Origin of the sequence: Cohnella rhizosphaerae (genome assembly GCF_029525575.1) — a bacterium.
Taxonomy (GTDB): domain Bacteria; phylum Bacillota; class Bacilli; order Paenibacillales; family Paenibacillaceae; genus Cohnella; species Cohnella rhizosphaerae.
In genome coordinates this window covers 677,823-700,148 of record NZ_JAPDIA010000003.1, presented here as the reverse complement: position 1 = coordinate 700,148, position 22,326 = coordinate 677,823, and the positions used below count along the sequence as shown (strand labels likewise).

Genomic DNA, 22,326 nt, shown 5'->3' with positions numbered 1-22,326 from the left:
GGCCGATTCGCCGAAGTAGAGCGCAGCGGTAGAATCAGATGCCGTGCTCGTCCGCTTCGCTCCCTGCGCGCGGTCGAACCCCTGTCCTCTTCGAACTGGGGGCAGCGACTGCCCCCTCGGCTTCACCATAACAAAAAACTCTGACCTCGTGCGGTCAGAGTTCTTATGGTGGAGCCGAGGGGAGTCGAACCCCTGTCCGAAGATAACGCAACATAAGCTTCTACGGGTGTAGTGACAGATTTGATGTCACCCTAGAGACTCCCTGTCACCGGATTCCCTTCGGGTCAGCCTGATTGTCTTCTTCTGTTAGCCCCAGGCGGAGACTAGACAGCGTATCCCACTAAAGTTGAGCCCCTATCCCGCCACATGGGCGATGGAAGGTAGGAGCACGTGAGCAGTTTCTTCAGGCTGCTACAGCGTAGGTTGGTTGTTGTTTGCCAGTTAATTGGCTTCCGCGTTGGTGAAGCAGCCGCAGCCCTACTACCCGCTACTCATGTCCGAACTACCCCCGTCGAATCCATAAACGGCCCCTAAATGAGAAGCGAAGCCCTCGCGGCGGACCTATCGTGCGCAGTCGGCCAAGCGAACGGATCTTCAGGTGCCTCACCCGCTGTGACAGCGAAGATCGGCAAAGTACGAACACGGTGCATAAAACGAATCGAATCGGTGGAACTTCTTTAGTATAGCACACCCCGCCGGCAAATACCGCACGGCATTACTGGGATGGATGGCGATGACTGCCTGATGCGGCCGATCGACTGAAAACAGCTGAATCACAAGCCGTATTCCTCGTCTTCAGCTCTTTTTGCGCCGCCTTACCTGGCGACCTTCTGCTTCTCCCGCAAAGCCCGCTGGATATCGCGCTCCGCATCCTTCTTGGCGGCGGATTCGCGCTTGTCGTAGTTCTTTTTGCCTTTGCCCAGGCCGAGGAGGCACTTGGCGTAGCCGTTGCGCGTGTACACCTTCAGCGGCACGATCGTGTAGCCCTCTTGCTTGGAAGCGCCGATCAGCTTGCGAATCTGCGCCTTGTGCATAAGCAGCTTGCGCGTGCGGGTCGGATCGGTCGGGTTGTGACGGTTGCCCTGCTCGAAGGGACTGATGTGCATGTTGTGCAGGAAAATCTCGCCGTTCCGGATCGTAGCGAACGCATCGCCCATATTGGCTCTGCCGCCTCGGAGCGACTTAATCTCGGTACCGGTCAACACCATGCCCGCTTCAAACGTATCCTCGATGAAGTAGTCATGCGAAGCCTTCCTGTTCTGCGCGAGCGGCTTGTCGAACTGGTCCTTGCTCTTCACCATGTGCTGCTTCACCTCGCGGATTCCATTTTGATCGGAATCTCATTATAGCATGCGCTTCCAGCCGCTCACAACTGTACGGCCGGCGTGACTCCTCATAAAATACCCTAATCGTGCGAAACGATAACCGCGGTTCGGAAATCAGAAACGGTGCGTGCCCGCTATGTGGAAAAAGCTTACAGCCTTCGGGTTTGAACATCAGCTGGGCGCGGACGGACTGAGGTGCCGTTATTTTTGTTCAAATCGCGATTTTCGACCCGTCCGCGGACCCAGGCGCCGCTATTTCGAGGTTAGCGGCCTTTTTTTAGCCGCGATCTGGATGATTAACGTCCCTCTAGTCCGAAGCCATCGTCATTTGAACCGGTTTTAAAGAAATTACGTCTCCTGGGTCCGGCATCCTTTGCCCAACTTGCATTGAGCGGCTGCACGTGTTCTTATTTGAACTCGCTTACCTTCTCGTCTATATTTTCTTAAGGCTAGCGAGTGAAGCCAAGTTTTCTCAGTAAATTAGACTTTTTGATTCGTCAAAAAAAAGACGCCGGTCGTACGATTCCGGCGCCGATCCGTTCTTATTCAGCTTGCAGCGCTCGGTCGATGAGCGCCATACGAATATAGAGACCATTTTGCGCCTGGCGGAAATACGCAGCCCGCGGATCCGCATCCACTTCTTCGGCGATCTCGCCGGCCCGCGGGAGCGGATGGAGTACGATCGCATCTCTGCGCATACGGCTCATGAGCTCGGCATCGACGATATATTGGCCTGCGGCCTTGTCGTATTCCTCCGGAGACGGAAACCGCTCTTTCTGAATCCGCGTCTGGTACAGTACGTCGACCGAGCCGGCGACCGCGTTCAAATCGGTTGTTTCCTCGTAGCGCACGCCCTTGTCGTCCATATAATGCTTGACCGAAGGCGGGATCGGTACGTTTTCCGGAGAAATGTAGTAGATCTTAACGTCCTTGAAATTAGCAAGAATGTAGCTAAGCGAGTGAACCGTCCGTCCGTAAGCCAGGTCACCGACCATCGCGATGCTCAGACCGTCGAGGCCCCCGCATTCCTTCTGGATCGTGTAAGCGTCCAGGAGCGCCTGCGTCGGATGCTCGCCCGCCCCGTCCCCCGCGTTCAGTACCGGTACGCCGGACACCGCCGCCGCGCGTTTTGCCGCTCCAATCTCCGTGTGACGCATGACGATGAGGTCGCTGTACCCCGTTATGATGCGGATCGTATCCTCCAGTGTCTCGCCCTTGATGGCGGACGAGAACTGCGCTGCATTCTCCGTCCCGATGACGCTGCCGCCCAGCCGGTTCATCGCCGACTCGAACGACAGGCGCGTCCGCGTGCTCGCTTCGAAGAACAGCGTCGTCATGATGCGCCCGGCATGCCGTCTGTCGCCTCCCGCGCGTACGACATCCTCCATTGCCCGCGACGCCGCGAACAACTCCTCCAGCTCGCTCCGCGAGAACTGCTTGGCTCCTAGCACATGATACAGCTTGTCCTGCACTGCCATCACTTTCGTTCCTCCCGTCGACGCTGCCTCGCGCCCATGTTTACCATGATCTATCCTAGCGGATTGCCCCCGGATTGTCTAATGGGATTTGTCCGATAAGGGCATGGAATGAGGCAGCGAATTTTTTGATAGACAGGCAGGTATGTCCCAAGCGGGGCTTAGGGAAAGGGTCGATGTCCTACTTCTGGCGCAGAGCAGGGATAAAGCCGCAATGTGTGCGATTATAGAGCGGAGCTTGGGCCGCGAAGTGTCGACCTACGTGCATACTTTAGGCGCAGTGTGGGGCTTAGGCCGTCAAGTGTCCACCAACGTTCACACTTCAGGCGCAGAGCCACGCTTGGGCAGTGAAGTGTCAACCTACGTGCATACTTTAAGCGTAATGCGGGGTTTGGGCCGTGAAGTGTCGACCTACGTGCATACTTCAGGTGTAGTGTGGGGCTTGGGGCAGATCGTTTACCCTCTTAAAAAAGAAGCCCGCCGCGGCTGCGGCGGGTCTTCACTTTATGGCTGCTCCGGCGAAGGCGTCGGCGGCTTCGCGCCCGGCGTCTTCGGCTTGCGCCGGCGGCGCGGCTTGGCGGCGCCTTCGGGACGCGCGCCCTCCGGCGCGCTCTTGCCGCCACCGGTGGCCGATGCCGCCGCCGTCTGCGCGGCGGCTTTGGCGCGCGCGCTGCGCCCGGCATCGCCCGGCTGCGCGCCGCCCTTGCCCTGCGCGGCGCCCTGCTGCGGCCGGCCGCCCGGGCCTGGCTTGCCGCCGCTGCGGCCGCCTCGACCGCCGCCGCCCGGACCCGGCCTGCCGCCGGAGCGGTTGCCGCCGCTGCGGCCATGGCCGAGCGCGCTGCGCTCGCGGCGCAGCTGACTCTTCTCGCCGTAGAAGCGCTCCTCGTCGTCATCGTTCGCGTACTTGCGCGTCGTGAACGGAAGCCCCCACATATCGAGCTTCGGACCGCGCTTGCTCTTCTGCGTCGGCGCCGGCACATAGTCCGGCGAATCGCGGTTCACGTCGACCGGCTCGCGGTCGCGTTCGTGCCGCGGCGGCATTCCCGCATCGCTTCCAAAGCCGATCAGCTCCTCGCTTGCCAGCCCCGCGCCGCGCCGCTGCGGCTGCGGCAGCTGCACCGCCGATTGCTCGAACTCGCCGAGTTCGCTCAGCATCGGCGAATCGTCGCGCTCGTCGCTGGCCACGCCGGCATCGGCATCGCCTGCACCGACGCTAACGCGCCCGCCGCGCCCGCGCTTGCCGCCGCCCGGCTTCGCGCCGGCGGCCACGAACGGCGGCGCCGCATGCCCGGCGCCCCCGCGCGCGTCGCTCCGGCGTCCGCCGCCTTCGCCGCGCGCCGCGCCGCGACCGCCTTCCGCCGCCGGCGATTCCCCGCCGCCGCGGCGCTTCTTGCCCTTGCGCGCGCCCGCGAATCCGCCGGCGCCGCCCTGTCCCCCATTGCTTCGCTGGCCGGAGCCCCCGCCTTTGCTCTCGCTGCGCGGCTTCATGCCGACCACTTCGAAGTCGATGTTATAATCGTCCATGTTCACCCGTCCCACTCTGATCCGCACTTCGTCTCCCAATCGGTACACCTTGCTCGTGCGCTCGCCGAGCAGCGCCATCTGGCGCTCGTCGAAGTGGTAGTAGTCGTCGCTCATCTCGCCGAGACGGACCAGACCCTCCACCGTATTGTCGAGCACGATGAACATGCCGAAACCGGTCACGCCGCTAATGATGCCGTCGTATTCTTCGCCGATTTTGTCCAGCATGTATTCAGCCTTTTTCAGCTTGCTCGTGTCGCGTTCCGCGTCGACGGCCACGCGCTCTCTCTCCGACGACTGCTGCGCGATGTCCGGCATGCGCGCCGCCCACTGCTCAAGGCGTTCCTCCGGCAGGGTCCCTCCGTTCTCCAGCACCTCGCGCATGACGCGATGAATGACCAGGTCCGGATAACGCCGGATCGGGGACGTGAAGTGCGTGTAAAATTCGGCCGCGAGCCCGAAGTGTCCGAGGCTCTGCGAATCGTATTTGGCTTGCTTCATCGAACGCAGCATCATCGTGCTGATGACGTTCTCTTCCTTGGTATCGCGAATCTGCTCCAGCAGATCCTGCAGCGCGCGCGGATGCACGGAGTTGCCCTTGCCGCGCACCGTATAGCCGAGGTTCGAAGCGAACTGGACGAACGTCAGCAGCTTCTCGCTGTCCGGATCCTCGTGAATCCGGTACAGGAACGGCACCTTCAGCCAGTGGAAATGCTCCGCCACCGTCTCGTTCGCCGCCAGCATGAACTCCTCGATGATCTGCTCGGCGATCGAACGTTCGCGCTTGACGATATCGACCGGCTTGCCTTCCTCGTCCACGATGACCTTCGACTCCTCGAAGTCGAAGTCGATCGCGCCGCGGCGCATCCGGCTGTCGCGCAGCGCCAACGCCAACTCGCGCATCGTGCGGAACGTCTCCACGAGCGGCGCATACCGCTCCGTCTGCTCCGGATCCTCATCGACGAGAATCTTGCGGACGTTGGTGTAGGTCATTCGCTCCGTCGTCTTGATGACGCTTGTGAAAACATCGTGGCGTACCCGCTTCATCGTGCCGGCTTCGAACTCCATCTCGCAGGACATCGTCAGGCGGTCCACCTTCGGATTCAGCGAGCAGATACCGTTCGACAGCCGGTGCGGCAGCATCGGAATAACGCGGTCGACGAGGTAAACGCTGCAGCCGCGGTTGTAGGCTTCCTCGTCCAGCCGGGACTTGTCCTTCACATAATAGCTGACGTCCGCGATATGTACGCCGAGCAGATAGTTGCCGTTCGGCAGCCGCTCCACGTTCACCGCGTCGTCCAAGTCCTTGGCGTCCTCGCCGTCGATCGTCACGATCGTCTTGCCCCGCAGATCGCGCCGGCCCTGGGCGACGATCTCTTCCTCGGAGATCGAATCCGGCGCGGCTTCGGCCTCGGCGTTCACTTCGTCCGGGAACTTCTCCGGCAGCCCGTGCTTGCGGATAATGCTGAGGATATCGACGCCCGGATCGTCCTTGTGGCCGAGCACCTCGACGATCTCGCCTTCGGCGGCCGCCTTGCCCTCCGGATAATGCACGATGTCGGCCACGACCTTCTGTCCGCTGACCGCACCTTTGAAATTCGCCGGACGAACGTAAATCTCCTTGTTGATCCGCTTGTCGTCCGGAATGACGAGCCCATAGCTCTCGTAGTGCTCGAATACGCCGACGACCTGAGTGACGGCGCGGCTGACGATCTTCACGACTTCGCCTTCCATGCGGCTGCCGTCGTGATTCTTGGACGTGATGCGGGCGAGTACGATATCGCCGTTCATCGCGCCCTTCAGATCGCTCGCGTTAATATAGAGATCGGGATGTCCCTCCTGCTCGGGCAGCAGGAAGGCGAAGCCCTTCGCGTGCGCCTGCAGGCGGCCCCGCAGCAGATTCATCCGCTCGGGCAGGCCGTAGCGCTGCGCACGGGAACGCATGATTTTCCCCGCTTCCTCCATCTCCGTCAACAGACGCAGAAACGCCTTGAACTCGGCGGCGTCCGTAATTTCGAAGCGCTCTTCGAGCTCCTTGTACGTGAGCGGCTTGTAGTCTGGATTCTTCATCATCTCGAGCAGCTCCTGCTCGCTCCACGATGGCACTGGCATCACCTCATCTTCCAATAGTATACACGATTTAGCGGTGAGCCAATCGGAGCGCAGCAAGATGTCCCGAACCAAATATCGTTAAGGTACCGGGACGCTTTAGGACGGAAAGTCGATATTGGTAAATCCCGCCACTCGGATTCGCGATACAAAAAAAGCGGGAAGCCCCCCGCTTCCCGCTTGAACGACATTGCCGTTACGCTTTAACGACGTAAGCAACGACCAAGGACAGAACGAAAAATCCGACTGCCAAAACGATCGTGAGGCGTTGAAGGAACAGATCCAATCCCCGTGCCTTTTGCTTGCCGAACAAGTGCTCCGCACCGCCGGAGATGGCGCCCGACAGGCCCGCGCTCTTGCCGCGCTGCAACAATACGGTGCCGATCAGTCCGAGCGAGAAAATAACCAGTACGATTTTCAAAGCGATTTCCACTGCTTCCACCCCCCCCGTGATGCCGGAACACTGAGAATCGGTTCAATAGGCATAAAACGTTATTTTCATAATAGCACAAGCCCGTGGCGCGTAGCAACCATCATTACAATCAGGCGACTTGCTCGATCACCAACTGTGCGCCCACGCCCGGTGAGAGCCCTAGAGTCAGAGGTACCATCGAATTGTTGCGTAACGTAATGACGTCTCCCGCCGCCAAGTTTAGATAGGCGACTCCGCTGACATTTCCTGTCGCGACGAGAACGTTGACAACCGTACTCGGATCTACGACACCGTTAACCGCTATGGCCATAGCGGAGCCGATTCCCGCCGTGATGCTTAGACTATAGTTGATTTTGTATATCCCTGCATTAGGAACAGAGAAGGTGGTCATGCCCGCAATATGAACGACGTCGCCGAACAAGGGGCCGTTATTCGAGAAAGGAACATCGGCGCCGCCAAAAACGCTAGCATTCGCTATGGTCGCGAGATGATAAGCGTAAATGCCTCTGATGAGGCCTGCCGGCGCGCTGCCGGGGTCCCCTTTATCTCCCTGCGGACCTTGAGGCCCGGTCGCGCCAGTGGGGCCTGCCGGTCCCGTTGCTCCCTGCGGACCTTGAGGACCGGTCGCGCCGGCAGGGCCTGTCGGTCCTGTTGCCCCCCGTATCGCCCTTCTCTCCTTGCGGACCTTGGGGCCCGGTCGCGCCGGCAGGGCCTGTCGGTCCTATTGCGCCTGTATCGCCTTTGTCGCCCTTAGCGCCCGCCGGTCCTTCCGGTCCGGTTGCGCCAGCAGGTCCTATAGCGCCTGTGTCGCCCTTGTCTCCCTTATCTCCTTTCTCGCCCTTATCGCCCTTGTCGCCCTTTGCGCCGGCAGGGCCTGCCGCTCCCGTTGCTCCCGTTGCTCCCGTCGCGCCTGTATCGCCCTTGTCTCCTTTATCCCCTTTGTCGCCTTTATCGCCCTTTGCGCCCTGCGTCGATTGAGGCGCGCCGGTCGTTTTGACGACGACTGTCTGGCTCGCCTTGTCCCAAGTAATATCGGCACCGAATTGATCGACAAGAAAACGCACCGGTACCATCACCCTATTGTTAATGAGAGCTGCCGGTTGATCCAGCTTAATTTGCGTCACTTCCGAGCCGTTTTTCACGGTAGCCACAGGATCGGCAATTTTAAGCGTTACGACCGTGTCGCCCTTCGCCGCAGTTACGGTTTGGGTCGATCCGTACCATTGCAGCTTTGCGCCAAGCCGGTCCAACGTCCCCTTCATCGGCACGAGAACAACATTGTTGACCATGACCGGATCGACGTCCTGTTTCTGAACGTTGCCGTCGATCGTTAAAGACAGCGCCGCGGCCTGACTAACCGGCAGCAAGAGCAACGAAGCCGCAAGCGCCATGGACGCCAACGATTTTCGCCAGTTTCTTTTCATTACATGCCCTCCTCGTTCATAAATTCACATGATATAAGTCTTTTCTCGACCTAATTTACCATTCTTCGGCATTAATTTATAGCTACTTTTCTATCATTTCCGGCGCAAAAAAAGCGGATCGTTCAACGATCGAACGATCCGCTTTTTTTGTTCGCGATCGGCAAGGCAAATCCCTATCGCCGACTATTGCGGCAACCGATCATTGCCCGCCTGCCTCCCATCAATATCCGTCCGTCTCTCCGCCCAGCTTCTTCGCCTCTTCGACGCCCGCGTCCGATGCGGCCGCCCCCGAAGCCGGATCTCCGCGCCGCAAATCGTTCGCCTCCAGCCCCTCGCGTACGCGCCGCCCGTAGTCCGGATCCGCCTGCATGAAGTAGCCGATCATCCGCTCGCGAATGTCCGCTTTGCAGATGCCGAGGTTCTCGACCAGATTCGCGATCAGCTCGTCGCGCTCCCAGTCCTCGAACGCCCGGTACGTCTCTCCCGCTTGCTTAGAGTCGTTCGGCCGGTCGATCTTCTGCCGCACGAGCTTCGCATTGTAGGCCGGCTCGTGATCCTTGCCCGGCTTGGGCGCTTCCTTCAGCCCGCCGAGCGAGGAAGGCTCATAGTTGACGTGCGGGCTCTGGCCGGGCGCCGCGTCGACGTTGTATGCCATCTGGCCATCTCGCTGGTTGGTCGCCACATGCGTCTTCGGCGCGTTGATCGGCAGTTGCAAATAGTTCGTGCCGACGCGGTGACGCTGCGTGTCCGAGTAGGAGAACGTGCGCCCTTGCAGCAGCTTGTCGTCCGAGAAGTCGAGACCGTCCACCAGCACGCCCGTACCGAAAGCGGCCTGCTCCACTTCCGCGAAGTAGTTGGCCGGATTGCGGTCGAGCACCATTTTGCCGACGGGCAGCATCGGGGCTACGTCCTCCGGCCACAGCTTGGTCGGGTCGAGCGGGTCGAAGTCGAGCTCGGGATGCTCGTCGTCGCTCAGGATCTGCACCCGCAGCTCCCACTCCGGATACTCTCCCTTTTCGATCGCTTCATATAAGTCCTGCGTGGCGTGACTGTAGTTCTTGCTGATGATCTTGTCGGCATCGGCCTGCGTCAGGTTGCGGATCGGCAGCTTAAGCGGCTCCCAATGATACTTCACAAGTACGCCGACGCCCTCCTTGTTGACCCACTTGTACGTATTGACGCCCGAGCCCTGCATTTGCCGGTAGTTCGCCGGGATCCCCCAGGGGGAGAAAAGAAACGTGACCATATGCGTAGCTTCGGGCGTAAGCGAGAGAAAGTCGAACATGCGCTCCATGTTGTTGACGTTCGTCACCGGGTCCGGCTTGAACGCATGCACCATGTCGGGGAATTTCAGCGGATCTCGGATAAAAAAAATCTTCAGGTTGTTGCCGACCAGATCCCAGTTGCCGTCCTCCGTATAGAACTTGACCGCAAAGCCGCGCGGGTCGCGCAGCGTCTCCGGGGAGTGCCCGCCGTGCACGACGGTCGAAAAGCGTACGAATACCGGCGTCCGCTTGCCCGCCTCCTGGAACAGCTTCGCCCGCGTATACTTCGAGACCGGCTCATCGCCCGCTTTGCCGTAAGACTCGAAGTAGCCGTGGGCCCCGGCGCCGCGCGCGTGAACGACCCGCTCGGGGATGCGTTCGCGGTCGAAGTGCGTGATTTTTTCGAGAAAATGATAGTTTTCCAGCGTCGTCGGTCCTCTGCCGCCCACCGTACGCACATTCTGGTTGTCCGCGATCGGATGTCCCTGGCGATTGGTCAGCGTCATATCCGTTTCCGCGCCTTGCCGTGGTCCGCCGTTCTGATTCGTCTCGTTCGCCATCCCATGGTCACCTCTATAAGTAAGAATGAACTCGCTATTCTTACTCTATCCCTGGACTGGCAGGATATGCATGAAGATGGCATGAATTCCGGATGAAGGAGAGGTGAAGAACGGCGCGTGCGGCAAAAAGCCCGGCCGTCGGCCGGGCTTTCGTCATGGAATCGCGGTATGCTTGTTAGACCCAGCCGCGGTCCTTGAAAAACGCAAAGTTCTGCTTCGCGCTCTCGATCGAGCTCACCTCGTACTGCTCCTGCTCGATAATCACGTACTCGACGCCTGCCTTCTCGGCGGCTGCCAGCGCGGAGTCCCAATCGACCATGCCATGGCCGATTCCGGCATCCGAGCCGTCTTCCTTGAAGTCCTTGGCATGCACGAGCGGCAGACGGTCCGCGTATTTCTCGATGAACGCAGCCGGATCCTGTCCTGCCACCTTGACCCAACCGAGGTCGAACTCGGCGATGAGCTCTTCCGGCGACAGCTGCTCCATCAGATGGTCGATGACCAGCTTGCCGTCCTGGGCCGGCTTGAATTCGAACGCATGGTTGTGGTAGCCGAATTCGAGACCGGCCGCGCGTACGATCGCGGAAGCGCGCTTCAGCGTGTCGGCGAACTTGTTCACGTCATCGACCGACGGATTGTCGGCCAGCGGATAATGCGGCACGACGAAGCGCTTGACGCCGAGCTCCTTGTAATAAGCGACCTTCTCGTTCAGGTCGGATTCGAACTTGTCCGGATCCTGCACGTTCAGGCCCACGTGCGCCGAATTGACGTTCAGGCCCGCATCGGCCAGCGCCTTCTTCAGGTCGGCGGCGGAGACGCCGTAGGTGCCCGCCAATTCAACGTTCTTGTATCCGATCTCGGCGATCTCGCGGATCGTGCCGAGGAAGTCCTTCTCGCTGCGGTCGCGTACGGAGTAAAGCTGGATGCCCACTTGCGGCTTGCTCATGATTCATTCCTCCATATTCGGATTATAAGATGCAGCGCCATGGACGCCGATCGCCTTTTGGTCCTTCTCCATTATAGGCGCTGGGCGGGAGCGCTTACGAGACCGTTATTTGCTCATTTTATATGGCATTTGGACCCTTCGCGCGCGGGCGGCGACGGCGTTGCGCCCTCGGTATCTTTAACAAAGGCTGTATGTCCTAGTCAAATATAAGTAAACCGTCAGGGAAAATCCAGTTCCCTGACGGTCCTTTTTAGGTGGCGGATATCGGAAACTCGGCTGGCTCGATAATGTAGCTCTGACGGAGACTACTTGCGCAGCTCAGCCCAGCCTACCTACCGAGGTGGTTCCAGTCGAGACTTCTTGGCGAATCCCGAGCGGTTGGCTCGATAATGTAGCTCTGACGGAGACTACTTGCGCGGCTCAGGCCAGCCGAACGGCCGAAGCGGCTCTGATTGAGACTACTTCGCGCTCGCGAACGTCCCGCCCCGGATGCCCAGCGTGAAAATCTCGCAGGCACCCAGCCGGCGAACGAGCGCTTCGCCGTCCGCCGCCGGGGCGACTTCATCCCCCCGCCGCTCGAGCACGTCGCTCTCGTAGAACGCCTCGGCCGTTGCCGCTACGCGCAACTCGGACGCTTCCGGCCGCATGTTGAACCAGCGGACCATGAGGTCCCCGCTCTCCTCGCCGATGGCCGCGGAGGAGAAGGCGACGCCCTCGCCTTCCCAGCTCAGCAATTGCCCGACGGCAGCCAGCGCGCCCTCGTGCACGCCGGTCTGCGCCAGCGTCCAAGGCGCTTGGAACTGGTAAGCCTCGGCATAGGCGCCGTCGGTCGCCCCGTCGCCGCCATGCGGCACGAGCAGCAGCTCGGCCGTATGCACGCCCAGGCACTGCGCTTCCGGCGTCGGGAAGACGCCCCAGTCGCCCAGCTCGGCGACCGCCCGGAGCAGCGTCACCGCGATCGTGCCGCGGCCGTCGCGGAGCACCTCGTACTCGTTCAGGCCGAGGTTCGCCACGGCGAAGCCGAAGGCCTTGCCGTCCGCGACGTCCACGAACGCCTGCTGATGCTGGGCGTTGCTCGGATTGCGCCATTCGGCGGCAGGCTCGGTATCCCGGCGCGCGATCTCGAAGATCGCGTCCGCCAGATGCGTCGTCGCCTGAATATCCGTCGGGAACAGCGCGCGCACGCGGTGGTCCTTGGCGCGGTTGTCGATCGTCGCGCGGATGCCGACGCCGCGGCCCGAGCGCTCCAGGCTGACGACGGTCCGGATCTCCAACGGCACCGTCTCGGCCGTGCGCTGCGCCTTGCGTTCCGGGAAGTAGACGGCTTCCCGCTTCTCTTCCTCGAACAGCGCGTCGGCAGAAGCCGGCACGGCCCAGCGGTGCACGATCTCGATGGCGGCGCGATGCGCCTCGTCCTCCACAACCCGAATGTCGGCCGCAAGACCGCGCGTCGTCAGCGCCGTCTCGCCGTCCGGTTGACGGTACATGTACTCGTTGCCGATATCGCCCGTGTCCTCGTAGACGAGCAGATCGCGATAGGTGCGGCCGGTCCGCTTGTCCGTCACCGCCAGCGTGCCGTCGTCAGCGACTTCGACGCGCAGGCGCTCGTTTTCGAGCGTGCGCTCGCCGCCGACGAGCGAAGCAGGCGAAGACGCTGCGGCTTCTCCGGCGACTGCTTTACCAGCATATGATTCATCAGCAACTGCTTCTCCAGCATCGGCTTCTCCCCTAACAGCCTCGCCTGCATTCTCCCAGACGGCAGCCTTCACCCATGCGTAAGCCTTCCACCCGAGCGCCGGCACGCCCGCCGCCTCGAACGTCAGCCTTACGCGCCGCGTCCAGTACGGCTGGCGGAACTTGTCGTCCGGCAGGTCGTAGCCGAACTGCAGACCAAGATCTTCAACCCGGCAAGCTACGGCCAAGCCCTCGGCATCCACCAATACGCGCCCGCCGATATCCAGCGCCTTCATGCGGTGCTTCATCTCCTCGGGCGGCACGCCGTCGCGGTAGTAGATGCGCTCGACGTCAAGCTCGATCTCCACCGTGCCCGTGCGCGGCCAGCCCGTCGTGTTGAACGCTACGAGCGGCAGCGTGTCCGCGCCGTAGCGGGCGAAAGCCGACGTATCCACCGCATCAGCCGCGGCCCGCTTGCTGTCGTCGACGATCGTTTCGGCGACGTGCCGGCTTTTCTCGAACCGGGTCACCATCTCGCGATGAACCTCGTCGACGCTGCAGCCGCAGATGCTGTCGTGCGGATGATTTTGCATGAGCGTCTTCCAGGCGTAGGTCAGCAGGTGATGCGGGTAAGCTTCGCCCACGCCGTGGGCGATCGCCGCCAGCGGCTCGGCCACGCGCTCCAGCAGCGCTTGTCCGCGCTGGTTCATCTGCTTGAGATACACGCGCGCGGAGGCCGTGTTCACGAGCGTCGACCAGCCGTCGGTGCGCTGGCTGCGCAGCTCGCCCTTGACGACGGACAGGTTGTCGCCGAGCGACTGCCGGACCGAAGCCAGATAGTCCTCGAAGCTGGAATGCACGAAGTCGGTGTCCGGATACAACCCGCGAGCGACACGGATCGCCTCCGGCAGATCGGTCTGGATCGGCTGGTGGTCGCAACCGTTCATATAGAGCAGTTGGCCGGTCGACGCATAGCGCTCCGCGTCCGCCAGCTTGCGGTCCCAGTAATCCTTGGCTTCGGCCGCGTCGACCGGCACTTCGTTGCCGTTGCTGTACCAGTTGGCGAACAGGATGCCGAGCACGCGCGAACCGTCCGGACCTTCCCAGATCAGCTCGGAAAACGACGACTCGTACTCCGAATCGGCCACCGTGTTGTTGAACCCGGTCGGCTTCACGCCGCGTCCGAACACGGCGTTGTCGATGCCCGCCTGCTTCATGATCTGCGGCGCCTGGCCGATGTTGCCGAACGTGTCGGGGAAGTAGCCGACCTTCGAGATCGTCCCGTACCGCGCGGCGTCGCGGTGCCCGATGAGCAGGTTGCGCAGATTGGCTTCCCCCGCTCGTGAGGAACGCGTCCTGCAAAATGTACCAAGGTCCGATATGAATTCGGCCTTCCCGAATCAGCCGTTCCAGCCGCTCCCGGCGCTCCGGACGCACCTGAAGGTAATCCTCGAGAATGATCGTCTGGCCGTCGAGGAAAAAGCTGCGGTACTCCCCGTCCCGCTCCAGCGTGTCCATCAACGTGTCCATCAGGCGGATCAGGCGGACGTGATGCTTTTCATAGGGTAAATACCATTCGCGGTCCCAGTGGGTGTGCGAGATGATATGGGCGGTTCTTTTATGCTCCAAAATGATTCTCTCCTCTCCCGGACGCTTAAGCGCCGACATCCGTTTGAACCGTCGTCTCGCCCGGACGGTAGACGGCCGTCAGGCGGCCCTCCCGGTCGACGGCGAACAGGACCGAGCGTTCTCGTTCCAGCAGGAACGAATACGTCGCTCCGCTCGCAGCGTCCTTCACCCTGACCGGCGTATCGTAGGCATACTCCGAGACGAATACGTACAACGCGCCATCCGCAAACGAAAGCTTGCGCCCGTAAACGCCCGGCAGGCCGCCGCCCTCCAGCCACTCGAGCGCAGGCTTATAGCCTGCCGTCTCCAGCGCGTGCTCATACAGCGCCGCGATCGGCTCGACGCGGTCGTTCAGCTCGACCGGCAGCGGGCACCACAGGATGCGGCCCATTCCGTAAAACACGTCGACCATGACGTCCGCTCCCGAGTCGGCGGCGTCGGCCGGCACTTCCTTGGCGACCTGCGCGATGCGCCGGCTGCCGTAGCTGACCGGGTAGCGTTTGCCGCCGACGGCGAGCCGCTCTTCGCGAACGACGTTGGCTGGCTTGCGCGCGCCCAGCGTCTCCGCGAGACGGTTCGTGTGCCGCCAGTACGCGTCGAGGCCCGCGGGACCGGTGACGAGCAGCGTCGCGCCCGTCCGGCCGACGATGTCAAGCAGCTGCGCAAACGCAGCGTCGTCCACGTTGTGGGCGGAAGGAAGCACGATGAGCTTGGCCGGCTCCTCCAGCAGCGGCTTCAGATCGTATTCGGACACGCCGCGGAACGGCACGTTCAGTTCATAGGACAGCACGCGGGTCAGCTTTGTCGTAGCGTCGAAGGCCAGCTTGCGGTTGGACAGGTCGTTCGTGTACGGGAAGACGACCGCCACGTCCTCGAGCGCGCGGCCTTTGAACAGGTCGCGCGAAGCTTCGATGAACGCGCCGAAATCGTACGACACATCCGCCTCCGGCTTCTCCGTGCCGTCCGCGCGCAGCGCGCCGATATGGGATTCGTTCGCGTTGTCCATATAAAAGTTCGTATTCCAGATCCAGTGAATGGCGCCTGCGCCGCCCGCCGCGAAGGCATAGGCATACTTGCGCTCCAGCAGCGACTTCAGCTCCTGTTCGGAACGCTTCGCCAGGCCCTCCGGCGTTTCCACGTACATGATGCCGGTCTCCTGCACGACGTTCGGCTTGTCCGCGGTCTTGGCGAAGACGCCGTCCCACAGCAGCTGGTCGTTCAGCCACCAGGAATGCACCGTCGTGTAATCCACTTCTTCTCCGTAGAAAAACGGGGAGGGCCGCTGCGCGCCAAGCGCTTCATCCTGGCCTACGGTCGCGAGATGGTCCGGACACAGGTCCTTGATCGTCGCCACGAGCTCCCGCGCCCACCGATTGTGCATATCCATCGAGAACAGCGCATAGTCGAGCCAGCGCGTTCCCTTTTTCCCGCTGTGCATGTCCTGTACGTCGAAGTTGATCTGCTCGGGCTCCGGGATCGCGGCCGACGCGAAGTCCGGCAGCTCGCCCGGCGTCATGCTCCAGCGCTCGCGCAGCCGGTCGATCGTGCCGTGCCGCCGCTCCAGCCACTCGGCGAATGCCGCCCGCTCGAACGGATCGCGGCTCGAACGCGGACCGTCGGAGAAGATGCGGACCGGATCGAACATCGACGGCTCGTTGATCAGATCCCAGTCGACGTGCTTCGTCTCCCGGTGGCGGCCGACGATCGAGCGGATGAACCGCTTCTGCGCTTCCACGCTGCGCGGATCCAGGTACGGGTTCACGCCCTCCCACGTCTCCGGCGTGAACGAGAAAAAGGTGAACGTCACTTGCAATCCGTGCTTCTTGGCGGTCAGCAAAAACGCGTCGATCGCGCGCAGCGCGTCCTCCGAGACATGGCCGTCGACCTGCATGATGTTGCGGTACGCCGTCCAGATGCCCGTGCGGATCCAGTTGATGCCGGCGCGGCGCATCTGCGCCATGTCGCGGTCCCAGACCGATACGTTCGGGAGGAACAGGAACTTGCGCGCGACGTCGCTCGTCATGTACGTCATGCCGACGATCGGCAGCGGACGCCCGTCCTGCTCGAAGTAGTCGCGTCCCGCACGGATCGGCGCGCCTTCGGCCAGCAGGGCCGGATCCGCGCCCCAGAAGCCCTGGCGGAGATAGCGGACTTCGCCGTTATCCGATTCGGCCCGGCAGGACGCCCGGTAGAAGCCGCTTTGGACGTCCAACGGCACCGGGATCCGCCATACGTCCAGCTCCCGGCCCACCTTCTCGCTAAGCGTCAGACGGAACGGCTCTTCGGTGCCGTCTTGGTCCTTCGTCTCGCGTTCGACCCGCAGGTCGAACGTCCATTTCTGCTTAAGGCCGTCAGCCGCCGCGCCGCCGCGTCCGAGGGCCTGCGCCTGCAGCCTCAGCAGCGGACGTTCGTGCGCTTCATAAACCGCATAGCTTGGCTTCAGCCACAGCTCGGTCACGCCGCGCGCGCAGAACCGAGCCCAGCCTGCGAGGGCCGCCCAGCCGCCGCGCGCCGCGAAGGCGTCGCCAAGCGGCTGGTTCACGAACAGCCAGCGGCCGCCGGCGAAGTCGCCCTTGGTGTTCTCCCACAGGACGACCGGCGCGGACCGCTCGCGTCCGTCGGCCGACATGCCCTTGAGCAGCGCGTACACGTGCGCGTCCATCGGGCCTGCCGAGCCCATCTGATGCGGCAGGTCGCTCGACTTCGTCACGTGCGGCACGAGGTTCCACGTATCGGCAACGTCGAGCAGCGCCTCCTGTCCCGCGAACAGCGGGATATCGGCATGCGAAGCATGCCGCGCCACGGGCTCGGCGGACACCCGCAGCATCTCGTGAATGCGAAGCCGGCGATGATAAGCCGTCTGCTCGGCTTCGACATGCCAGGCGCCGCGCTCGCGGCGAACCGGCTTGCGGAACGGCGCGCCGCCCGCGCTGAGCAGCCCGCCCCCCGCGTTTCAGGTACGCGAGGATGTCTTCCCATGCGCCGACGGGGAAATACGGCGCGTGCAGCGAAACAAAACAGCCGCCGGCCGCGCCGCGCAGGCGCTCGCCGAGTTCCTCCGCATTCGCCACCTCGCCGATCAGCCGCGCCTCCTCCTCCGACAGCGCCGGTGCGCCCGGAAATGACGGGTCGTAAAAAACGATGATTTTCAACGTATCATCCATCGAGCAATCCATCCTTCATCGCGCGGTAGACGAGCTGCGAGAACAGGCTGTTGGACCAGGCGAACCACTTGCGCGTGAACACGGCCGGATCGTCGGCATGGAAGCCCTCGTGCATGAACCCGGTGTCCCCGTCCGTCGCCTCGAGCATCGCGATCATCGCCAGCTTCTCCTCGGCGGTCGACGCCGTGATGCCCTGCATGGACAGCGCCATATGCCAGATGTAATCCGGCGGGGTATGCGGGCTGCCGATGCCGCGCGCGACTTTGCCCTCGTAGTAGAACGGGTTCTCCTTGCTCAGCGCGAAGCGGCGCGTGTTCCGGTAGATCGGATCGTCCGCCGACACGTAGCCGAGGTAAGGGATGGACATCAGACCCGGCGTGCCCGCGTCGTCCATCAGGCAGTAGTTGCCATAGCCGTCCGTCTCGTACGCGTAGATCGGCCCGAACTCGGGGTGGCGGTAGATGCCGTACAGTTGAATGCCGTGATCGATGTCGGCCTCGAGCGCCTTCAGTTCGGCCAGCAGCGCCATATCGCGGAACACCCACTCGGCGAACTCCTGCATATGGCGGAGCGCCACGACCGCGAACATGTTGCCCGGGATGTTGTAGTGGAAATCGCAGGCGTCGTCGCTCGAGCGGAAGCCGGACCAGACCATACCCGTATAGTTGACCGGCATGCCCAGCCCGTTGTTGCGCAGGGAATCCGTCGGGATGCCGTTGTTGCGCGTGAAGCGGTACGGCGACAGCTCGAAGTGACGCTGCTCGGTCTTGAACAGGTCGACGATGAGACGCATCGCCTGCTTGAAGCCTGCGTCGAACACGTCCGCGCGTCCCGTTTCCTTCCAGTACAGGTACGCCAGGCGCATCGAAAAGCACAGCGAGTCGATCTCGAACTTGCGCTCCCATACCCATGGCGACATCTCGGTGACGTCGGTCGTATTCCAGTGCCAGTCGTTGGCCGATTCGTTAAACGCGTTCGCGTACGGATCGATCTGAATGTAGGCAATGTGGCGGCGGATGAGGCCCGCGATGATGCGCTGCAGATCGGCGTCGTCCTTGGCCAGCGGCACGTAATGGACGACCTGCTCGACGGAATCCCGCAGCCAGGAGGCCGGTATGTCGCCGGTGATGACGAACGTCGTGCCGTCTTCGAGCAGCTTGGTCGTCGTCTCGAGGGTGTTCGGGAAGCAATTTTTGAAAAGCCGGAGCAGCTTCGGACGGTGCGCGAGCCGCTGCTCGGCTTCCGCCAGCACGTCCCGCACGGCCGCCGGCAGCGTCAGCTTCGGCATCGCGATTTGTGGCAATCTGAATTGTTCCATGGCAGGCAGGCCCCCGCTTCTGTTTGATTTAACGAGCTAAAATAAAGGATGATTTAGCGATCTACAATCCGGGATAAGACGCTGGCGCTCCGCTATTCAGCCGCATACCGCCGGTTCCGCCGAGATAAGACGCTGGCGCTTCGCTATTCCGCTGCGGACGGCCGGTTCCGCCGAGATAAGACGCTGGTGCATCGCTATTCCGCCGCGTACCGCCGGTTCCGCCGGAATAAGACGCTGGCGCTTCGCTATTCCGCCGCATACCGCCGGTTCCGCCGGGATAAGACGCTGGCGCTTCGCTATTCCGCCGCGCGCCGCCGTTTCCGCCGGGATAAGACGCTGGCGCTTCGCTATTCCGCCGCGCGCCGCCGGTTCCGCCGAGATAAGACGCTGGCGCTTCGCTATTCCGCCGCGCGTCGCCGGTTCCGCCGAGATAAGACGCTGGCGCTTCGCTATTCCGCCGCGTACCGCCGGTTACGCCGAGATAAGACGCTGGCGCTTCGCTATTCCGCCACATACCGCCGGTTCCGCCGAGATAAGACGCTGGCGCTTCGCTATTCCGTTACGAACCGTCGGTTCCGACGGAATAAGACGCTGGCGCTTCGCTATTCCGCCACATACCGCCGGTTCCGCCGGGATAAGACGCTGGTGCATCGCTATTCCGCCACATACCGCCGTTTCCGCCGGGATAAGACGCTGGCGCTTCGCTATTCCGCCGCGGACGGCCGGTTCCGCAGGGTAACTTAGCGATCTAAAAGCTTAACGGTCTTAATCTCAAACGGCGCAAACGCGAGCTCGATCCGGCCATCCGCGGCCCCAAGCGCCGCTCCGTTCGCTTCAAGCGCGTCGGAGAGCACGGCGCGCGCGAACGGCCGAGGCCAGCTCAGCGCGGCGCGGCCGCGGCCGCCGGACGATTCGTACAGTCGCAGCACGATGCCGTCGCCGTCCTCGGCGGGCTTGACCGCGTCGAGCACGACATGCTCGCTCTCGAACGGCAGCAGCGTGCCGGTCGCCGGGAGCGAGCCGCTCCCGCGGTCAGCCGACGCCAGGACGACGTCCCCGGCGTTCAGCTCCGCGGCCCGGCGCAGCGTGTGCGCGGTCCGCCAATCGCCTTCGTGCGGATAGAGCGAATAGGTGAATTCATGCTCGCCCAGATCCGCGGTGGCGTCCGGCCACTTCGGCGCTCGGAGCAACGACAGGCGAATCGTCGTGCCCTGGACGTCGTAGCCGTATTTGCAATCGTTCAGCAGGCTGACGCCGTAGCCGTGCTCCGACACGTCGACGAAGCGGTGGCCGCACACTTCGTATTGCGCCTGCTCCCAGCTCGTGTTGCGATGCGTCGGACGCTCGAGCGCCCCGTACGGAATCTCGTACGTGGCCTTGCTCGCCACGACGTCGATCGGGAAGCCGACCTTCAGCAGCTTGTGCGATTCGTTCCAGACGACGCGGGTACGAAAGTCGATGCGCCGGTCGCCGTGGTAGAACACGACGTCCTGGCTGATCTCCGACTGATGGAGCCGCCAGCGGAAGCGCAGCACGTCCATCGTCTCGCCCTGCAGCGCGACGCGCTTCTCCAGCAGCTCGGCCTCGCCGGCCGGCTGAAGCTCGTAGCGCTCGTCGATGTCCCAGGCGTCCCACAGCGTCGGACGGTCGTGGTAGAAGCCGAAGCGGTTCGCGGCCTCTCCGTTCTTGACGATCTCCCGTCCGGCCGCCTTGTCCAGCAGGCTGACGATCTCGCCCCGCGCATTAAAGCGGACGCGGTAGGCGCCCGTCTCCCAGCTGTCGCCGAGCGGCTGCCCGACTTCCGTCGCGGCAGCCCCCATAATCGAGCCTTCGCCCGCATTCGAGCCTTCGCCTTCATTCGGTCCTGCGCCTTCATTCGGTCCTTCGCCTTCATTCGGTCTTGCGCCCGAGCTCACGCCTGCACCCGCATTCACACCTGCGCCCGCATTCGATCCCTCGCCAGCGGGCAGTGCCCGCGAAACCGCAACACCAACGTCCTTTGCCCAGGCGCGCTCGCGCAGCCAGATCGTCTTGTACCCGAACGCCGGCACCGCCGGCACGCGCACGGCCAGCCGCTCTTCGCCGACGGCGTCGGCGGCGAGCCGAACTCCCTCTCCGTCATAAGCGGCGAGTCCGCCCGCGGAGGACATCCCTTGCGCCGCAAGCTCCACCTGCACGTCCCGCGCCCAGCCGAGCCCGTTAAAGACGACGTACGGCACGCCCTCGCCGGCCGCCGTATCGATTCCGCCGGCGAGCGCCAGCAGGATCGCGCCCAGGCTCTCGCGTCCCTTTTCGAAGATCGTCCCGTATTCCTTCTCGGAGGTGACATACGCTTCGGTAATCGCCGACCCCGGGATGATGTCGTGAAACTGGTTGAGCAGGATCAGCTTCCAGCCGTCATGCAGCTCGCTGCGCAGTCGTGCATCCAGTCCCGCTTCCAGCTGAGTCAGCGCGAGCGCATGCCAAAGCTCGGCTTCGCGGTACAGCACCTCGGCTTTGCGGTTGCTGCGCTTGTTGCGGCCATGCGTCGTGTACGTTCCCCGGTGCAGCTCCAGATACAGGTCGCCACGCCATTCCGGCAGCTCGCCTCGTCGCGCCTCCGCGCCAGCGAAAAAGTCCGCGGCCGTGCTGTGCTTGCTCGCCGGCTGGCCGACCATCAGGTCCGCGCGGTCCGCGTATTCAAGCATTTCGCGCGTCACGCCGCCGCCCCCCGTCGCCGTGCCCGTACAGCAGCATCTGCTCGGGATAGACGTCCTTTTGCCGGTACGATTGCCAGTGGTCGTGAATGTCCTTCGGCGTCGTGTGCTCGTTGATGCCATGGTTCAGGTAAGATAGCATCGGCGTGCCGTCGATGCCTACCCAGCGGAACAGATCGTACGGGAACACGTTCGTATCGTTCCAATTCAGCTTGGTTGTCATGAAATAGCGGACGCCGCCGTGCTTCAGAATCTGGGGCAGGGACGCGCAGTAGCCGAACGTATCCGGCAGCCACTCGATGTCCGAGACGCGTCCGAATTCTTCCTGGTAAAAACGCTGGCCGTACAGCATCTGCCGCATGAGCGATTCCCCGCTCGGGATGTTCAAATCGGGCTCGACATACATGCCCCCCGACGAGCTCCCAGCGGCCCTCGGCGATCCGCGACTTCACCCGCCCGTACAGCTCCGGATCGTTGTTCTTCAAAAATTCGAACAGCAACGGCTGGCTCTGCGCGTACCGGAATTCCGGATACTCGCGCATGAGCGCGTCCACCGTCGAGAACGTCCGGCTCGTCTTGCGCACCGTCTCCCGCACCGGCCACAGCCAGGCGATGTCGATGTGCGACTGCCCGACCATATGCTGGACACCTTCTGCGTTGCCGCCGACCGCGCGCACGTCCGCTTCAAGCCGCGCCTCGATGCCTGCAACAGCTGCACCCGCGCGAATATCCCCTTCGCTCAGGGACACGTATGCGTCCATCGCGCGAAGCAGCGCCTCCATCAGCC

General features: G+C 62.6%; 12 protein-coding genes, 1 other RNA gene and 3 pseudogenes. 1 reads left to right on the top strand and 15 read right to left on the bottom strand.

The window, feature by feature from the left end:
- Positions 1-166: 166 nt before the first annotated feature.
- From ssrA to OMP40_RS08785, 12 genes and pseudogenes are all read right to left on the bottom strand, one after another.
- Positions 167-531, bottom strand: a transfer-messenger RNA (tmRNA) gene (gene ssrA, locus OMP40_RS08840).
- Between the two features lie 284 nt (positions 532-815).
- Positions 816-1,301, bottom strand: a complete 486-nt coding sequence (gene smpB, locus OMP40_RS08835; RefSeq protein ID WP_277530751.1) for an SsrA-binding protein SmpB — start codon at positions 1,299-1,301, stop codon at positions 816-818.
- Between the two features lie 566 nt (positions 1,302-1,867).
- Positions 1,868-2,803, bottom strand: coding sequence for an aspartate carbamoyltransferase (gene pyrB, locus OMP40_RS08830; RefSeq protein WP_277533063.1), 936 nt, complete (start codon positions 2,801-2,803; stop codon positions 1,868-1,870).
- A 501-nt stretch (positions 2,804-3,304) separates the two neighbouring features.
- Positions 3,305-6,433 carry a ribonuclease R gene (gene rnr / locus OMP40_RS08825; RefSeq protein ID WP_277530750.1) on the bottom strand — a complete coding sequence of 1,043 codons (3,129 nt, stop codon included), beginning with the start codon at positions 6,431-6,433 and terminating at the stop codon, positions 3,305-3,307.
- Between the two features lie 193 nt (positions 6,434-6,626).
- A complete protein-coding gene (gene secG / locus OMP40_RS08820; RefSeq protein ID WP_277530748.1) occupies positions 6,627-6,863 on the bottom strand; it encodes a preprotein translocase subunit SecG in 237 nt (78 codons plus the stop codon).
- 109 nt (positions 6,864-6,972) lie between these two features.
- Positions 6,973-7,341, bottom strand: a complete 369-nt coding sequence (locus tag OMP40_RS08815; RefSeq protein ID WP_277533061.1) for a BclA C-terminal domain-containing protein — start codon at positions 7,339-7,341, stop codon at positions 6,973-6,975.
- A 64-nt stretch (positions 7,342-7,405) separates the two neighbouring features.
- Positions 7,406-8,287 (bottom strand): stalk domain-containing protein, encoded by an 882-nt coding sequence (locus tag OMP40_RS08810; RefSeq protein WP_277530746.1) that lies wholly within the window; start codon positions 8,285-8,287, stop codon positions 7,406-7,408.
- Positions 8,288-8,507: 220 nt separating this feature from the next.
- Positions 8,508-10,112: a catalase gene (locus OMP40_RS08805; protein ID WP_277530745.1), complete on the bottom strand. Its 1,605-nt coding sequence runs from the start codon at positions 10,110-10,112 to the stop codon at positions 8,508-8,510.
- Between the two features lie 175 nt (positions 10,113-10,287).
- Positions 10,288-11,058, bottom strand: a complete 771-nt coding sequence (locus OMP40_RS08800; RefSeq protein ID WP_277530744.1) for a sugar phosphate isomerase/epimerase family protein — start codon at positions 11,056-11,058, stop codon at positions 10,288-10,290.
- Positions 11,059-11,516: 458 nt separating this feature from the next.
- Positions 11,517-14,361 (bottom strand): annotated as a pseudogene (locus tag OMP40_RS08795) (alpha-mannosidase).
- Between the two features lie 25 nt (positions 14,362-14,386).
- A pseudogene (locus OMP40_RS08790) lies at positions 14,387-17,525 on the bottom strand (beta-galactosidase).
- Positions 17,518-18,843, bottom strand: a complete 1,326-nt coding sequence (locus tag OMP40_RS08785; protein ID WP_277530743.1) for a glycoside hydrolase family 125 protein — start codon at positions 18,841-18,843, stop codon at positions 17,518-17,520. The pseudogene OMP40_RS08790 and the gene OMP40_RS08785 overlap by 8 nt, the downstream one beginning before the upstream one ends.
- 186 nt (positions 18,844-19,029) lie before the next feature.
- Between OMP40_RS08785 and OMP40_RS08780 the strand changes: the two genes are divergently transcribed.
- Positions 19,030-19,587 carry a hypothetical protein gene (locus OMP40_RS08780; RefSeq protein WP_277530742.1) on the top strand — a complete coding sequence of 186 codons (558 nt, stop codon included), beginning with the start codon at positions 19,030-19,032 and terminating at the stop codon, positions 19,585-19,587.
- On the opposite strand, the gene OMP40_RS08775 is transcribed toward OMP40_RS08780, so the two are convergent.
- The 3 genes and pseudogenes from OMP40_RS08775 to OMP40_RS08765 form a co-directional block, all read right to left on the bottom strand.
- Positions 19,584-21,500: an alpha-mannosidase gene (locus OMP40_RS08775; RefSeq protein WP_277533060.1), complete on the bottom strand. Its 1,917-nt coding sequence runs from the start codon at positions 21,498-21,500 to the stop codon at positions 19,584-19,586. The two genes, OMP40_RS08780 and OMP40_RS08775, sit on opposite strands and share 4 nt — an antisense overlap.
- A 22-nt stretch (positions 21,501-21,522) precedes the next feature.
- On the bottom strand, positions 21,523-21,891 hold the full coding sequence (locus OMP40_RS08770; protein WP_277533059.1) for a glycoside hydrolase family 38 N-terminal domain-containing protein: 369 nt from the start codon (positions 21,889-21,891) through the stop codon (positions 21,523-21,525).
- Between the two features lie 121 nt (positions 21,892-22,012).
- Positions 22,013-22,177: pseudogene (locus OMP40_RS08765) on the bottom strand (glycoside hydrolase family 38 N-terminal domain-containing protein); the annotation flags it as partial.
- Between the last annotated feature and the right edge of the window lie 149 nt (positions 22,178-22,326).

Coding starts and splice junctions, on each gene's coding strand:
- smpB (WP_277530751.1), bottom strand. CDS start 1,301: ATGGTGAAGAGCAAGGACCAGTTCGACAAGCCGCTCGCGCAGAACAGG.
- pyrB (WP_277533063.1), bottom strand. CDS start 2,803: ATGGCAGTGCAGGACAAGCTGTATCATGTGCTAGGAGCCAAGCAGTTC.
- rnr (WP_277530750.1), bottom strand. CDS start 6,433: ATGCCAGTGCCATCGTGGAGCGAGCAGGAGCTGCTCGAGATGATGAAG.
- OMP40_RS08810 (WP_277530746.1), bottom strand. CDS start 8,287: ATGAAAAGAAACTGGCGAAAATCGTTGGCGTCCATGGCGCTTGCGGCT.
- OMP40_RS08805 (WP_277530745.1), bottom strand. CDS start 10,112: ATGGCGAACGAGACGAATCAGAACGGCGGACCACGGCAAGGCGCGGAA.
- OMP40_RS08800 (WP_277530744.1), bottom strand. CDS start 11,058: ATGAGCAAGCCGCAAGTGGGCATCCAGCTTTACTCCGTACGCGACCGC.
- OMP40_RS08785 (WP_277530743.1), bottom strand. CDS start 18,843: ATGGAACAATTCAGATTGCCACAAATCGCGATGCCGAAGCTGACGCTG.
- OMP40_RS08775 (WP_277533060.1), bottom strand. CDS start 21,500: ATGGTCGGCCAGCCGGCGAGCAAGCACAGCACGGCCGCGGACTTTTTC.
- OMP40_RS08770 (WP_277533059.1), bottom strand. CDS start 21,891: ATGCTGTACGGCCAGCGTTTTTACCAGGAAGAATTCGGACGCGTCTCG.